Here is a 15,916-nt window from a genome sequence, read left to right as displayed (position 1 = left end):
ATCGTGTTGCAAATGTAGGAGCTGTCGAGTGAAACGAGGCTGCGATCTTTTGATCTTTTGCCGGTTTCTGGCATCCTGCGCCTCCATTTTTTGACCTGGCCCCTGGCGCATTTCTCGTGACCTCATCCGAACACGCAAAACCCCGGCCCCGTTCCGACCTGATTTACGGCCTCGACGATCGTCCGCATCTGACCGCCACCGTCTTCGCCGCCCTGCAACACGTACTCGCGAGTTTCGTCGGCATTATCACCCCGACGCTGATCATGGGGGGCGCTCTCGGCCTGCAAAGCGAAGTGCCGTACCTGATCAGCATGGCGCTGTTCGTCTCGGGGTTGGGCACGTTTGTTCAGGCGCGACGTTTCGGCCCGATCGGTTCCGGCCTGCTGTGTCTGCAAGGCACCAGCTTCTCATTCATCAGCGTGATTCTCAGTGCCGGCTTCATGGTCAAGGCCCGGGGCGGCGGCACCGATGAGATCCTGTCGACGATCTTCGGTGTGTGCTTTTTCGCTGCCTTCATCGAAGTGGTGTTGAGCCAGTTCATCGGCAAATTGCGGATGCTGATCACCCCGGTGGTGACCGGCACAATCATCACGCTGATGGGCCTGTCGCTGATCAAAGTTGCCATGACCGACATCGCCGGCGGCTTCGGTGCGGCGGACCTCGGCGCGGCCAGTCACCTGGCCCTGGCGGCCCTGGTGCTCGGAACGATTGTGGTGTTGAACCGGGTCGATGTGCCGTTCCTGCGTCTCGGTGCGATCGTCATCGGCCTGACCCTCGGCTATGTCGTGGCTTGGCTGATGGGTGACGTCAACTTCGCCAGCCTGCCCGACGTCCCTTTGATGAGCGTGCCGGTGCCGTTCAAGTACGGCTTTAACTTCGATTGGGTGGCGTTTGTACCAGTGGCGGTGATTTTCCTGGTGTCGCCGCTGGAAGCCGCCGGTGACCTGACCGCCAATTCGATGATTTCCCGGCAACCGGTCAAAGGCCCGATCTACCTCCGCCGGATCAAGTCCGGCCTGCTCGCCGACGGCCTGAACTCAGCCATGGCCGCCGTGTTCAACAGCATGCCGATGGTGACCTTCGCCCAGAACAACGGCGTGATTCAGCTCACCGGCGTGGCCAGCCGCTACGTGGCGTTCTTCATTGCCGGTTTGTTGGTGCTGCTGGGGTTGTTCCCGATGATCGGCGCGGTGCTGCAACTGATGCCGAAACCGGTACTCGGTGGCGCTGAACTGGTGATGTTCGGCACCGTCGCGGTCGCCGGGATCAAGATCCTCGCCGAAGCCGGCCTGCACCGGCGCAACATGCTGATCGTGTCGATTTCTCTCGGCATGGGTCTCGGTGTCGCGGCAGTTCCGGAAGTGCTGCGCGAGTTGCCGAAGGCGCTGCACAACATCTTCGAATCGCCAATCACCGTCGGTGCGTTGTGCGCAATCGTGCTGAATATCTTCCTGCCTGAAGAATTCATTGAGCTGGAAGAAGATGACTTCGATCCGGAAGCCTCGATCCTGCAAGTCATGGAAAATCCGCCGGCCACTGAAACAGCCGCCAGCCTGAACCGCTGAAGGGACCGTGCTACATTCGTTGCGACTCCGTTTGGTAGAAGGTTGACCGCACGTTGAACAAGAAAACCGGCATCCGGGCCGCTCAGGCCCATCAAACCCGAACCCGGATTCTCGAAGCGGCCGTGAAGGTGTTCACCCGCGACGGCTACTCCGGGGGACGGGTGGAGAGCATTTCCCGCGAGGCCGATTCCAACGACCGCATGCTTTATTACTACTTCGGCAGCAAAGAGCAGCTGTTCATCTGCGTGCTGGAACACACCTATGAGCAATTCAATAAAGCCGAAAGCCAGCTCAAGCTGGACCTGAGCACACCGCTGGTGGCTCTGCAGGATCTGGTGGCGTTCGTCTGGAACTACTACGTCGAACACCCGGAATTCGTCGCCATCCTCAGCAACGAGAACCTGCACAACGGCAAGCACGCCCAACAGTCCAGCGAGTTGCGCAGGTTGTCGGGAGAAGCGGTCGGCGTGTTGCGGCCGATCATTGCGGCGGGTCAGGTTCAGGGATTGTTTCGTCAGGATCTGGACATCAAGCATGTGTATTTGATGATCGCCTCGCTTTGCTACTTCTATAACTCCAACCGGCACACCCTCAGTTCCTTCCTGGGGGAGGATCTGGCGGACAAGGGGCAGCGGGAGGATTGGTTGGGATTTATAAAGGATCTGGTGGTGCGGGGGGTGATGAAGTTGCCCGCCGAGCATCAGGGGTGACTGGGCTGGCCTCTTCGCGAGCAGGCTCGCTCCCACAAGGGTTTCGCTGAACCTGTGGGAGCGGGCTTGCTCCGGGCGGCGGTCCGACGAAGCTTTTAATGGCTGCCGGGATTAGCCCGCAGATGTGCAACCTTCTGTTCCAACCCTTCCCAACCCGGCGCATTTGAAGCAAACCGATTACGCAAATACGCCGCCAGTTCCGCCACCTGCGTATTGGACAGGCTGTCCTTGAAACCTGGCATGTAGCCCAGGTCCTTGGTGGCCGGTGCATCGATGCCTTGCAGGATGACCTTGATCAGATTGTCCGGTTGATCGCTGTGCACATTGGTATTGCTCGCCAGAGACGGACTCACACCGAACAGTTTCGGCCCCAGGCCATCAGCGTGACAGGCCTTGCACGAACCTTCGAACACCCGCTGACCGTTGCTCAATGACAGGCTCGCGACCGGCGACGGCCGGGTGGCTTTCTCCACCCCTTGCGCTTCAGCCTGCGCGCCGTTGAGTGACGCCAGGTACACCGCCATCGCCCGGATATCCGTCTTGGGCAATTTCGCCAGTTCACTGACCACCGGCCCCATGGGCCCGGTCGCCACGCCATGGGCGTCGGAATAACCGGTGCTGAGATAGTCGAACAGCTGGTTCTCCGTCCACGGCGTTGGCGCTTTCGATAAACCGTTCAACGCCGGCGCTTCCCAGCCATCGACCATGCCGCCAGCCAGGAACGACGCACCGCCCTTCTCCGCGCCCATCAGGTTGCGCGGCGAATGGCAGGCTGCGCAGTGCCCCAGACCGTTGACCAAGTAAGCGCCGCGATTCCATTGCTCGCTACGTTCTGGCTGAACGCTGATCTCGCCCTGGCGCAGAAACAGCGAATTCCACCCGGCCATCAACGGCCGCAGATTGAACGGGAAACGCATGTCGTTGGCAGTCGCCGGTTGGCTGACCGGCGCTTGCGACATCAGGTACGCGTACAGCGCCTGCATGTCGGCATCGTTGATATTGCGAAACGCGGTGTAGGGAAACGCCGGGTACAGATTGCGTCCGTCGCGGCCGATGCCGTCGCGCATTGCACGTTCGAACGCCGGGTACGACCAACTGCCGATGCCGGTCTTCACATCCGGCGTGATGTTGCTGCTGTAGAGCGTGCCAAACGGCGTCTGCATCGCCAGACCTCCGGCATTGGTCGCGCCGCCGGGCGCAGTGTGGCAAACCGCGCAATCGCCGACCGCCGCCAGCAAACGCCCGCGCTCAAGGGTTGCCGCCGACCAGGTGCCAGCACTTGGTGGCGCAATCGGCGCGATTTCACCGTGAAACGGCCACGCGGTGGTGGCCATACCGAGCACCGCGCCGAACGCCGCAAATAGAGAACCGAACAACCATTTCGAGCGTTTGGCCGGCGACTTCGGTGGCTCGTCACAGGTGCCGGCGTTCAACGCCGCCAGCACCCGCTCGGGGGTAATTGGCAGTTCGCGAAAACGAATCCCGGTGGCGTCATAAATGGCGTTGGCAATCGCCGCCGCACTCGGCACCGAGGCGGACTCACCGGCGCCCATGGGCGGCTGGTCCTGACGCGGCATCATCATGACGTCGATCTGCGGCACCTCGGGGAAGGTCAGGATCGGATAACCGCCCCACTCCTTGCTGGCGACGGTGGACTCCTCAAAGGTCACCCGCTCCTTGAGCACCCGGCTGGTGGATTGAATGACGTTGCCGTGGATCTGATGCTGCACGCCCGCCGGGTTGATCATCATCCCCGAGTCATGACCGATCACCACCCGCGTGACGGACACATCACCGGTCTGACGATCCACCGCCACGTCCGCCACCCACGCGGCCCACGCCGCACCGAACCCGGGGAACTTGCTGTGGATGTAGCGCGCGTAGGCAAAGCCGCGACCGCGCAGGAACTGATCGTCGTTCGGGGTTTGCATCGGCGCGGTGCGCGGGGTCCAGGCGGCGCGCTCGGCAGTGGATTTCACCAGGTCAATGGCGCGCTCATCGCGCAGATAACGCAGTCGATATTCCACCGGATCGACGCCTGCCGCGGACGCCAGTTCATCGATGTACGACTCGTGGGCGAAGGTGTTGGGCAGCGCCGACACCCCGCGCATCCATGAAGCCCGGACGATCGGCGCCATGTCATTGATGGTCACGCGCAGGTGTTCGAAGTCATAAGGCGGGATCGACGTGCGATCGCCCATCTCGAACATCGCCGCCACCGGCTCGACCCGTCCGGTCAACAGCAAGGCCAGCGTCGGCGCACCGTTGGACGGGTAGCTGGTCTGGAAATCATAAGCAGCCACACTGCCATCGGCGTTCAAGCCGCCGTCGACGTCCATCAGTTGCGCGGTGCCCTTGGGTTCCCACAGGTGCTCCTGCTCCCGGGTCAATTGCACCCGGACCGGTTTGCCCACGGCGCGGGACAACAGCAAGGCATCGGCGCAGACATCGTCGGCACAGTTACGTCCATAACAGCCCGACGCTTCCATGCGAATAATCTCGATCGATTCTTCTGCGCACTCCAGCAACCAGGCGAGGTCCGCTCGCAGCAAATGCGGATTCTGGCTACCGGACCACACGCGAGTGCCCGACGGCTGATAGTCCGCTAACCCGCAGGAAGGGCCGATGGAGCCGTGCATCTGATACGGCCACAGATACGTGCGTGGCATACGCTGATGGGCCCCGGCCAAGGCGTCGTCGACGTTGCCCTGGTCAAGAACGACGCGCTGCACTCGCGGGTTATCGCGGATGGCTTGTTCGACATTGCTCATGTCCGGCAACGACTGGTTCCAGACTTTCCAGCTGATTTTGAGGGCCTGGGCGGCCTTGATCGCCTGTTCTTCGCGCAGCGCCACCACCCCGACGAAATCACGAATCACCACCACCGCCACGATCCCGGGAATATGCGCGATGGAAGACTCGTCGACGTCCAGCAGGCTGTTGCCGACGAAGTCACCGCAATCGAGCCCGGCATAGGGCGGGCGAATCACTCGGCCGTGGAGCATGTCCGGCACCCGCATGTCGTGGACGTAAGTCAGTTCGCCAGTGGCCTTGGCCGGAATATCCACCCGTGCGGCGCCCTTGCCGACCAGCCGATAATCTTCGGCAGACTTGAGTGGCGCGGTGCCTGAGAGGCGCAATTCTACGTGGTCGCCACGCACCAGATCGGCGTAGGACGTGGTGCGTCCGTCCGCTGCGACAATCACCCCGGCCTCGACCTTCAGACTGCCCGCCTCCACCGACCAGCGTTCTGCCGCCCGCTCCAGCAGAAACCGCCGGGCCTCGGCAGCCGCATTGCGCAACGGGATCGCTGAAATCTGCAGGGTGGCACTGGCGATGGTCGCGCCTTGATTGGGCACACGCTCGGTGTCGCCCAGCACCATGCACACCTGCTCCAGTTGCAGGTCCAGTTCTTCGGCGACGATCTGCGCCAGCGAAGTGCGGATACCGGTGCCGAGGTCGACATGCCCGTTGAAGGCATACACCCGTGCGTCATCGCTGATGGCGATGAACAACCCAAGCTCCTTGGGTTTGATCAGCGGCGTACCGCCTTTGGCCACCGGGCCTGATGGCGGCAGGATGTCGTCGACGATCAGCAGCACGCCGGTCTTGGCCAGCCATTGGTCGCGGGTGAGGATTGCGTCAGTCATGGTCATCGATCCACGTTCAAGGCGTTTGACGGGCGGCACGCAGCACCGCGCGGAGGATTTCGATATGGGTGCCGCATCGGCAAAGGTTGGCCGAAAGTTCGTTGCGGATCTGGGTTTCGCTGGGGTGCGGGATGCGGTCGAGCAAGGCCTTGGCGGTCATGATCATGCCGTTGAGGCAGTAGCCGCATTGCGCCGCCTGCTCATCGATAAAGGCTTGTTGCACCGGGTGCGGATCGGCGCGGTTGCCGAGCCCTTCGAGGGTGACGATCTGCCGGTCCACGGCACCGGCCAGCGGAAACACGCAGGAGCGTGCCGCCACACCATCGATGATCACCGTGCATGCGCCGCACTCGCCCAGGCCGCAGCCGTACTTGGGGCCGTTGAGTTGCAGGTCATTGCGCAGGATCAGCAATAACGGCGTATCCGCCATTGCGGTGACGGTGCTGGTGTGGCCGTTGACCTCAAGCGCTACCGTGATTTCCTGGCTTGTCATTCGCTTCGCCCGCTTCAGTTGATGAAGTATTCACTACACCAAAAGGTCGAAGAAAAGGTCGCGGGCCAGAATCAGTTTGTGGCGTCGCGACACACTCGAGTGGTGAAGTGGTTACTACATGAAAAGAGAGCAAAAACGATGCCAAAGGCCGAACGGGCTGATCAGTCCTGTGGGTCGTCGATCATCTTGCGCAGCAAAAACAGCACGGCAACCTGCTCTGCAGGGTTGAGGTTGCTCATGGTCAGTTCGGTGATTTTCCCGGCACAAGGCACGGTTTGCTGCACCAGGCGATCGCCGGCTTCGGACAGGCCGACAATGACTTTGCGCCGGTCCTGCGGGTCGGGTTCAAGGGTGATCAGTTCCCGGGCCTTGAGCCGCTCGACGATGCCGCGAATGGTTGCCTGGTCCACGGCGGTGGCTTTGACCAGTTCAGTCAACGAACTGGGACCGTGATCACGCACGGCGCACAGGGTGACGAACTGCACCGCGGTGAGCTGGGAGTCGCCGACGTTCGCCTGAAAAATCGCCATGTGCCGTTGATAGGCCTTGCGGAGCAAATGCCCGACTTGTTCGGAGAAAACGTAGGAGGAATCAGGAGTTTCTGACACGACAGGCTCGAAAGGGGAAAAGTGGAGGGAAGGCATGATGGACAGGTTGGCGGGTGGACTCAAGAGAGACGTTGGCCTCAAGGGAAACCACAACCCCTGTGGGAGCGGGCTTGCTCGCGAATGCGGTGGGTCAGTCAGCATTTCTGTTGAATGTGAAACCGCTTTCGCGAGCAAGCCCGCTCCCACATTGGATTTCAGCGAACCCGGGAGGCCTCGGGTGCCACCACATCCCCACCAATCACCACTGCCTGGTCATCCAGATACACATCGCAATGGCGCAGTGGAATATCCAGGTGACACGGGGTTTTGCGGGTGCCACCGACTTCGGTATTCGGTCCGGTGGAGAACAGGAAGTTGCCGTAGAACGCCCGGGCATCCATGCACATGCCATCGTTTTTATCGTGCAGCCCCATGGCCGTCCACTGCGCCCGTGGCTGCAAGCCCCAGCCGATGTGGGAAATACCGTAGACCTCTGGATCGTTGAAGTACTTCATGTAGTCACGCAGGTATTCGGCCTCAAAACCGCCGTGGATCGAGGTGATGAAGCCCTTCTCGATTTCCAGGGTGATTTTCTCCCGGGTGTAGTTCTTGAACGGCAGCACAATGTCGCCGACATCCAGCACCAGCACACCCTCGGCGGTTTCTTCGTTGGGCCAGGAGAACAGAAAACCGCTGGGCCAGTGGTCCCAACGCCCCGGCTCATCGGCGAAACCGTATTCGGTAACTGAAGGATATTGCCCCAGCGCGGCGCGGAAATCGCTGCCGGCGCGGGAAGTGACGTGGATTGATTTGGCCTGTTTGAGCAGTTGCTCCGCCGCCATCACCCGCACCTTGTCAGCCTCGGTCGGCAGCATGCGCGCCAGGACTTCCGGCGGCTCGACGGCCAACAGAATTCGCGTGCCGGTCTTGAGGATCTGCTCCTGCTCCGGTGAGTGCAGCAGCATCATCGTGTCGACGATCAAGTCCGCCGCTTCCAGCGCCCGCTGCGCCGCGATATTGCCGGTCAACGCGGTGTCGCCGCAGTAGGCCGTCATGTCGTTGCCCATGGCCGTCGGATGGTTGAACGAAGGCAACTCCACCGCGTAGACCTTGGCCCCCAGCCGCTGGGCCGCCTCCATCGCCGCACGCACGGTGCGCGGGTTCGAATAGTGGCTCTTGAGTACGGCGACGCTCTGGGTCGGGTCGACCTTCGACAGCTTCAACACGTGTTCGAACATCTGGGTCAATTCGCAATCGCTTACCGGCATTTTCCTGTCTCCTCGATCGTTTGTTGCGCACCAAGTCGAGGCGCCCGCCTCACTCCAGTGCATTTTTATAGCGTACACACCATTTGTTAGCGATAAGACCCTAAAAGCAGGCTGACTGCAAGCACCAAGCCATAACGTTACCAACCCACACAAATCCAATATTTACTGGTTACATTTGGTGACCACAGACAAATAAGTCTGAAAATTATTTTTTCCAAACGGCTCTTTCTTTTTAAATATTATAGCGTATACACTTTAAAAACCTTGCGACGACATCGCCAGTGACCATTCGAAAAAGAGGAACAATCCCTATGGCAAGAACACAAAAAATCGCCATCGTCGGTGCGGGTCTGGGCGGTGCCGCCGCTGCGACGCTGCTGCAACAAGCCGGGTTTGAGGTGGACATCTACGAACAGGCACCGGAGTTTTCCCGCCTCGGTGCCGGGATTCACATGGGTCCCAACATCATGAAAATCTTCCGGCGCATGGGCATCGAGCAACAGCTCGACCTGATGGGTTCGCACCCGGATCACTGGTTCAGTCGTGACGGTTTGAGTGGCGATTACCTTTCACGCATCCCATTGGGAGATTTCGCTCGCAAGGAATATGGCGCGTCCTACATCACCGTGCACCGCGGCGACCTGCACGCCCTGCAGATGTCGACGATCAAACCCGGCACCGTGCACTTCAATAAGCGCCTGGAAACCCTGGAAGAAACCGACAGCCAGGTGCGCCTGACCTTCAGCGATGGCGAAGTGACCTACGCCGACATCGTCATCGGCGCCGACGGCATCAATTCGAAGATTCGTGAAGAGTTGCTCGGCGCGGAAAAACCGCTGTACAGCGGCTGGGTGGCGCATCGCGCGCTGATCCGCGGCGATCAACTGGCCAAATACGATTTGAAGTTCGAAGACTGCATCAAGTGGTGGACCGAGGATCGGCACATGATGGTCTACTACACCACCGGCAAGCGCGACGAGTACTACTACGTGACCGGCGTGCCACACCCGGAGTGGGATTTCCAGGGTGCGTTCGTCGACAGCAGCCGCGAAGAAATGTTTGAGGCGTTCCAGGGGTATCACCCGACGGTCCAGGCGCTGATCGAATCCACCGAAAGCGTCACCAAATGGCCGTTGCGCAACCGCAACCCGTTGCCGCTGTGGAGCCGTGGGCGACTGGTGCTGCTGGGCGACGCTTGCCACCCGATGAAGCCGCACATGGCCCAAGGCGCAGGCATGGCTATCGAAGACGCCGCGATGCTCACCCGCTGCCTGCAGGAAACCGGGCTCGGCGATTACCGCACCGCGTTCGAACTCTATGAAGCCAACCGCAAGGAACGCGCCTCTCGCGTGCAGTCCGTGTCCAACGCCAACACCTGGCTTCGCACCCAGGAAGATCCGGCCTGGGTTTACGGCTATGACCTGTACGCCCAGCCGCTGAAATCGGGGGTAGCCGCGTGAGTACGTTTATCCATGGCGGTAACGTCCAGGCCAACGGCATTCGCCAGCACTACCTGCGCTATGGCGGTAAAGGCCCGGCGCTGATTCTGATTCCCGGCATCACCAGCCCGGCGATCACCTGGGGGTTTGTCGCGGAACGACTCGGCGAGCATTTCGACACTTATGTGCTGGACGTTCGCGGTCGTGGTCTCTCCTCCACTGGCCCAGAGCTGGACTACAGCGCTGACGCCTGCGCCGACGACATCGGCGCTTTCGCACAGACAATGAATCTGGATAGCTACCACTTGGTCGGTCATTCCATGGGCGCCCGATTTGCCGTGCGCAGCGCGGTGCGGCATCCGGTCGGGGTGAACCGTCTGGTATTGATCGATCCACCGGTGTCCGGCCCTGGTCGGCGCGAATACCCGAGCAAACTGCCGTGGTACGTCGATTCGATCCGCCAGTCCATGATCGGGATGGATGCCGAGGCGATGCGCGCCTTCTGCGCCACCTGGACCGACGAGCAACTGCAACTGCGCGCCGAATGGCTGCACACCTGCTACGAGCCGGCGATCGTGCGGGCCTTCAACGATTTCCACGACGTGGATTTCCATCAGGACCTGCCGAAACTCCAGGTCCCGACGTTACTGATGATCGCCGGCCGTGGTGGTGTTATTCAGCTCGAGGACGAAGCGGAAATACTCGACCTGCAACCGAACATTCGCAGTGTCCACGTCGAAAACGCCGGGCACATGATTCCCTGGGATGACCTCGACGGCTTCTTCAGCGCCTTCGGTGATTTCCTTGGCCCACGCCTGAACTAATCGAATCCGGAGACTTATATGCTCACGCCTTACCGCATCGGCCAGATCGTGCCGAGCTCCAATACCACCATGGAAACCGAGATCCCGGCGATGCTCACCGCGCGTCAGTTGATCCGCCCGGAACGCTTCACCTTTCACTCCAGCCGCATGCGCATGAAGCAAGTGCGCAAGGAAGAGCTGGCGGCGATGGACGGCGAATCCGACCGCTGCGCCGTGGAATTGTCCGACGCCAAGGTCGACGTCTTGGGTTACGCGTGCCTGGTGGCGATCATGGCCATGGGTCTGGGTTATCACCGCAAATCCGAGCAACGGCTGCGCAAGGCCACCGCCGATAACGACGGCAACGCGCCGGTCATTACCAGCGCCGGCGCCTTGATCGAAGGCCTGAAAGTGCTGGGCGCCAAACGCATCGCTATCGTCGCGCCGTACATGAAACCCCTCACCGAACTGGTGGTGGATTACATCCGCGCAGAAGGTTTCGAAGTCGTGGACTGGCGCGCGCTGGAAATTCCCGACAACCTCGCCGTGGCGCGTCACGATCCGGCGAATCTACCGGGCATCGTGGCCGGCATGAACCTGGAAGGCGTCGACGTAATCGTGCTCTCGGCCTGCGTGCAGATGCAGTCACTGCCCGTGGTGGCGCAAGTCGAAGCGCAAACCGGTAAACCGGTGCTCACCGCCGCCATTGCCACCACCTACGCCATGCTCAAGGCCCTGGACCTGGAACCGATTGTTCCCGGTGCGGGCGCCCTGCTCTCCGGCGCCTATTAGGAGGTGAGCGACATGAGTGAACAAACCGCCAACGACAACTATCAGGGCGTGTGGGGCCAGCGCATCGGTTTCGGCCAGAAAGCCGCGTTGCTGATGATCGACTTCATGCGTGGCTATACCACCGAAGGGGCGCCGCTGTTCGCACCCGGCGTGGTCAGTGCCGTGGCCGAAAGCGTTGAACTGTTGGCCAACGCCCGTCGTCAGGGCATCCCGGTGGTGCACACCAATATTCGCTACCATCCCGGCCATTTCGCCGACGGTGGTATCTGGGTTAAAAAGGCCCCGGTGATGAAAGATATGGTCGAGGGCAACCCCTTGGCGGCGTTTTGCGAAGAGGTACAGCCCCAGGAAGATGAAGTGGTGATCAGCAAGCAATACGCCAGTGCCTTTTTCGGCAGCAGCCTGGCCTCGATGCTGCACGCCCAAGGCATCGACACCGTGGTGCTGGCCGGTTGCTCCACCAGCGGCTGCATTCGGGCGACAGCGGTGGACGCCGTGCAACACGGTTTTCGCACCATCGTCGTGCGCGAGTGCGTCGGCGACCGGCATCCGGCGCCCCACGAAGCCAGCCTGTTCGATATCGACAGCAAGTACGGCGATGTCGTCAGCAAGCAGGAGGCCATCGCACACTTCAAAAAAATGTAAGGCGTACCGCAAGAACCGCGCCATTTAGAGCGCTGGTCTTAGATAAAAACTGAGGGTACGCCCTCAGTCTTCTGACACTGCCTTTGGACGTCGCTTTCAGCGCGCCAGAGCGCTGGAAAAAAGCGGCTGTATAAAAACCATAAGTCACCGCCAGGAGACACCCAATGCCCATTGCGAATGCAGCACCTGCGACCACGGTCGCCGACCCGATTCAAGCGCTTTACCACAAGATCACCTGGAAGCTGATCCCTTTCCTGTGCTTCTGCTACCTGGCCGCGTACCTCGACCGGATCAATATCGGCTTCGCCAAACTGCAGATGCTCGATCAACTGCACTTCAGCGAAACCGCCTTCGGCCTCGGTGCCGGACTGTTTTTTGTCGGCTACATCCTGTTCGAGGTGCCGAGCAACCTGGTGCTGGAGAAAGTCGGCGCCAAGATCTGGATCGCCCGCATCATGATCACCTGGGGCCTGCTATCGGCCTGCACCATGCTCGTGACGTCCACCACTCAGTTCTACATCCTGCGCTTCTTGCTCGGCGCCGCCGAAGCAGGCTTTCTACCAGGCGTTCTGTATTACCTGACGACCTGGTTTCCGACCTATCGACGGGGCCGCATCATCGCCTTGTTCATGATCGGCCTGCCGCTGTCCAGCGTGATTGGCGGCCCGCTGTCCGGCTGGGTCATGGGTTATTTCGATAACTTTGGCGGCCTGCATGGCTGGCAATGGCTGTTCCTCATCGAAGCGGTACCGAGTGTCATGCTGGGCGTGCTGACCTTCTGGGCCCTGCCCAACAACTATCGCCAGGCCAAATGGCTCAACGACGATGAAAAAAACCTGCTGGAGCAAGAGCTGCGCGCCGATGAGGCCAGTGGCGGGGACAGCAAACACAGTTTTCGCGACGGCTTCTTCAACTTGAAGGTCTGGATGCTCGGCGGGATCGACTTCTCGATCCTGCTCAGTGCCTATGCCATGGGTTTCTGGATGCCGACCTTCATCCGCAATGCAGGCATCAGCGACACGTTCCACATCGGCGTACTCACGGCGCTGCCGAGCATCGCCGCGTTGTTGGGCATGCTGTTGATCGGCGCCAGCTCCGACAAACACCGCGAACGTCGCTGGCACATCATCGTGCCGTTTCTGGTGGGCGCAGCCGCCATGGCCAGTGCGCCGTTCTTCGTCCACAACGTGGTGGCGACCGTGGCACTGTTCGCCATCGCGTCGGCGGCGATCATCGGCGCAGTGCCGGTGTTCTTCAGTCTGCCGGCGACCTTTCTCAAAGGCACCGCGGCGGCCACCGGCTTCGCCCTCGCCTGCTCGTTGGCGAACATCGCCGGTCTGGTCAGCAACTCGCTGATGGGGGTCGCCATCGACGTCACCGGCAGCAGCGCCGGTGCGCTGTGGTTCTTTGCTGGCTGCCTGATTCTCAGCAGCTTTCTGGTGATCGCCTTGCCGGCCAAACTGGTCAACCGCTGACACCACACTGCCCCCCTGTGGGAGCGGGCTTGCTCGCGAAAGCGGTGTGTCAGTTGACGGGGATGCTGACTGACCGGACGCCTTCGCGAGCAAGCCCGCTCCCACAGTGGATGGGTGTCAATCCTTCGGCAGTCATTCCAATTATCAGGTGAGAATTCATGCAAGGCTTCATCAAACGCTGTGCCCTGCTTGTCGCTGCCGGCCTCTGCGCCGGCTCCCTGCAAGCGGCGGAAAAAGTCATCTTCGACACCGACTTCAACGTGCTCAACGATGATGGCCAGGCCTTCATCATGCTCGCCCAACTCCACGCCCAGAAACGCATCGACCTGCTCGGCATGACCCTGGTCAGCGGCAACGCCTGGGTCGACCAGGAACAGGTGGATGCCCTCAAGGCGGTAGAGCGCATGGGTGTGGAAAAGGACGTCGGCGTCTATTCCGGCGCGGCCTACCCGTTGCTTCATGACTTCGCCACCTACCCGCAGGAAAAAGCCCTGTTCGGGGCTGGTTGGCCGGGTGCTTTCAAGGCGCCGCGTCCGACTTCCGCCGCGCAACTGATCGCCCCGCCGGATGGCCTGGCGACCCACACCTCGTTGCGCAAGGAAACAGCCGCCCAGTTCATCGTCGACAGCGTGCGCGCCAATCCCCATGAGGTGACGTTGCTGGCGGTCGGTCCGCTGACCAACATCGCCCTGGCCATTCGCTCCGCCCCGGACATCGTGCCGTTGATCAAACGCATCGTGTACATGGGCGGGGCCATCCAGATTCCGGGCAACACCACACCGGCCGCCGAATTCAACTGGTGGTTCGACCCCGAGGCGGCGAAAATCGTCCTGCGCTCACCCATCGAACACGTCATTTTTCCCAACGATGTGTGCGAAAAGGTCACCTTCGACGCCTCGATCTACCAGCGCGTTATCGCCCGACCGGGACCGATTGCCGATCTGTACAAACACGAATTCGCGCCGTTGTTCAGCAAAGACCCCGGCTATCACAGTTTTACCTGGGACAGCCTGCCGGCCCTGTTTCTGGTTGAGCAGGGCATCGTCACCGAATCCCGCGAGCTGTGGGTCGATGTCAATGCCCAGTTCGGTGCCGACTACGGTCGCGCCCTGGGTTACAAGAAAAGTCCACCCGTGGGCACGCAAAAAGCCAAGGTGGTGTTTGCCATCGACCAGAAGCAGTTCTGGGATGACTATGTGAATCTTGTGACCTTGTCGACGCCGGTCAAAGGCAGCTGATGCCGCGCCGCTCATGAAGAAGTGACAGCGTGCGGCGAACCCCTCACAGTGAGCGTGGTCGCACAGGTGAACCGCCGAACGTTGCTCAAGGGCCGAGCCGTCAGCGGTTCGGTCCCTTTTCTGTCGAGAACCCTTCATGCGCAGACTCCTCGCTTTATCCCTCTCGTTGCTGTTGCTCTGCCTGAACGCCTGCGCCCTGCTGCCCAATCGCGACCCGCTGAACATCAACGTGGTCGGCTTCGAGCCATTGCAAAGCCAAGACATGGAAGTACGCTTTGCCGTGAAAATACGCGTACAAAACCCCAACGAAACCGCCATCAATTACAACGGCGTGGCCCTGGACCTGGAAGTCAACGGCCAACCACTCGCCTCTGGCGTCAGCGATCAATCGGGTTCGATTGCACGCTTTTCCGAAACCGTGCTGACCGTTCCGGTGAGTGTTTCGGCGTTCTCCGTGTTGCGCCAGACACTGGGCCTGAGCAAAACCCAAACCTTCGATAACCTGCCCTACGTCCTGCACGGCAAACTCGCGGGCGGCTTGTTTGGCACGATGCGCTTCGTGGACAGTGGCAAACTCAGCCTGCCAACGTCGACGACCGGCACCTGGTAAATCACGACTCAAGGAGCGACAACAAACATGGAAGCCACACCCACGCTCTACACCGAACGCCTGATCCTGCGCCCGCTGGAATTGGCCGATGCCGACGCCATCCAGCAACAGTTCCCGCACTGGGAAGTGGTGCGTTATCTGAACGCCTTGGTGCCTTGGCCGTACCCTGCCGATGGCGCACTGACCTATCTGCGCGACATCGCGTTGCCAGCGATTGCCGCCGGCAAAGAGTGGCACTGGTCGATTCGTTTGAAGTCGGCGCCTGAGCAACTGATTGGCAATATCAGCCTGATGGATGAGCAGGACAACAACCGCGGCTTCTGGCTCGGACCAACATGGCAAGGCCAGGGCTTGATGACCGAAGCCAGTGCGGCGGTCACCGAGTACTGGTTCGAAACCCTCGGCCGATCCGTGATGCGGGTACCGAAAGCGGCGCCCAACATTGGCTCGCGCAAACTCTCGGAACGCACCGGCATGCGCTTGATCCGCAGCGATGAGAGCGATTTCGTCAGCGGCCGATTCCCCAGAGACCTCTGGGAAATCACCCGTGAAGAGTGGCTACAGCAGCACTGAAGATCCAATGTGGGAGCGGGCTTGCTCGCGAAAGTGGTGGGTCAGGCAACTCTACTGTCGACTGACAC

At 60.8% G+C, this 15,916-nt stretch carries 14 protein-coding genes; 10 read left to right on the top strand and 4 right to left on the bottom strand.

Going from position 1 to position 15,916, the window contains the following annotated elements:
- Positions 1-116 precede the first annotated feature (116 nt).
- Positions 117-1,565 (top strand): nucleobase:cation symporter-2 family protein, encoded by a 1,449-nt coding sequence (locus ASC74_RS05720; RefSeq protein ID WP_056739970.1) that lies wholly within the window; start codon positions 117-119, stop codon positions 1,563-1,565.
- A 53-nt stretch (positions 1,566-1,618) separates the two neighbouring features.
- A complete protein-coding gene (locus ASC74_RS05715) occupies positions 1,619-2,275 on the top strand; it encodes a TetR/AcrR family transcriptional regulator (protein ID WP_056739968.1) in 657 nt (218 codons plus the stop codon).
- A gap of 95 nt (positions 2,276-2,370) precedes the next feature.
- Here ASC74_RS05715 and ASC74_RS05710 read toward each other — a convergent pair whose 3' ends face one another.
- From ASC74_RS05710 to ASC74_RS05695, 4 genes are all read right to left on the bottom strand, one after another.
- Positions 2,371-5,925 (bottom strand): molybdopterin cofactor-binding domain-containing protein, encoded by a 3,555-nt coding sequence (locus ASC74_RS05710; RefSeq protein ID WP_056740108.1) that lies wholly within the window; start codon positions 5,923-5,925, stop codon positions 2,371-2,373.
- A 16-nt stretch (positions 5,926-5,941) separates the two neighbouring features.
- Positions 5,942-6,418, bottom strand: a complete 477-nt coding sequence (locus ASC74_RS05705; protein ID WP_056739967.1) for a (2Fe-2S)-binding protein — start codon at positions 6,416-6,418, stop codon at positions 5,942-5,944.
- A gap of 161 nt (positions 6,419-6,579) precedes the next feature.
- Positions 6,580-7,062, bottom strand: a complete 483-nt coding sequence (locus ASC74_RS05700) for a MarR family winged helix-turn-helix transcriptional regulator (RefSeq protein WP_056739965.1) — start codon at positions 7,060-7,062, stop codon at positions 6,580-6,582.
- A 158-nt stretch (positions 7,063-7,220) separates the two neighbouring features.
- On the bottom strand, positions 7,221-8,273 hold the full coding sequence (locus ASC74_RS05695) for a 2,5-dihydroxypyridine 5,6-dioxygenase (RefSeq protein ID WP_056739962.1): 1,053 nt from the start codon (positions 8,271-8,273) through the stop codon (positions 7,221-7,223).
- Positions 8,274-8,584: 311 nt separating this feature from the next.
- Between ASC74_RS05695 and ASC74_RS05690 the strand changes: the two genes are divergently transcribed.
- The 8 genes from ASC74_RS05690 (at position 8,585) to ASC74_RS05655 (ending at position 15,848) form a co-directional block, all read left to right on the top strand.
- Positions 8,585-9,733, top strand: a complete 1,149-nt coding sequence (locus ASC74_RS05690; protein WP_008149895.1) for an FAD-dependent monooxygenase — start codon at positions 8,585-8,587, stop codon at positions 9,731-9,733.
- Positions 9,730-10,536, top strand: coding sequence for an alpha/beta fold hydrolase (locus tag ASC74_RS05685; RefSeq protein WP_056739960.1), 807 nt, complete (start codon positions 9,730-9,732; stop codon positions 10,534-10,536). The genes ASC74_RS05690 and ASC74_RS05685 overlap by 4 nt, the downstream gene beginning before the upstream one ends.
- A gap of 18 nt (positions 10,537-10,554) precedes the next feature.
- Complete coding sequence (locus tag ASC74_RS05680; protein ID WP_008149891.1) at positions 10,555-11,307, top strand: maleate cis-trans isomerase family protein; 753 nt, start codon at positions 10,555-10,557, stop codon at positions 11,305-11,307.
- 12 nt (positions 11,308-11,319) lie between these two features.
- Positions 11,320-11,952, top strand: a complete 633-nt coding sequence (locus tag ASC74_RS05675; RefSeq protein WP_056739958.1) for an N-carbamoylsarcosine amidohydrolase — start codon at positions 11,320-11,322, stop codon at positions 11,950-11,952.
- A gap of 164 nt (positions 11,953-12,116) precedes the next feature.
- Entirely contained in the window at positions 12,117-13,427 is a 1,311-nt protein-coding gene (locus ASC74_RS05670) for an MFS transporter (RefSeq protein WP_056739956.1), read from the top strand.
- A gap of 158 nt (positions 13,428-13,585) precedes the next feature.
- Entirely contained in the window at positions 13,586-14,665 is a 1,080-nt protein-coding gene (locus tag ASC74_RS05665; protein ID WP_056739955.1) for a nucleoside hydrolase, read from the top strand.
- Positions 14,666-14,801: 136 nt separating this feature from the next.
- Positions 14,802-15,275 carry an LEA type 2 family protein gene (locus tag ASC74_RS05660; protein WP_056739953.1) on the top strand — a complete coding sequence of 158 codons (474 nt, stop codon included), beginning with the start codon at positions 14,802-14,804 and terminating at the stop codon, positions 15,273-15,275.
- A 27-nt stretch (positions 15,276-15,302) separates the two neighbouring features.
- Positions 15,303-15,848 carry a GNAT family N-acetyltransferase gene (locus ASC74_RS05655; RefSeq protein WP_056739951.1) on the top strand — a complete coding sequence of 182 codons (546 nt, stop codon included), beginning with the start codon at positions 15,303-15,305 and terminating at the stop codon, positions 15,846-15,848.
- Positions 15,849-15,916: the final 68 nt, after the last annotated feature.

The organism is Pseudomonas sp. Root329 (genome assembly GCF_001424925.1).
Classification (GTDB): Bacteria; Pseudomonadota; Gammaproteobacteria; order Pseudomonadales; family Pseudomonadaceae; genus Aquipseudomonas; species Aquipseudomonas arabinosi.
This window is presented reverse-complemented; position numbering and strand designations above follow the sequence as displayed.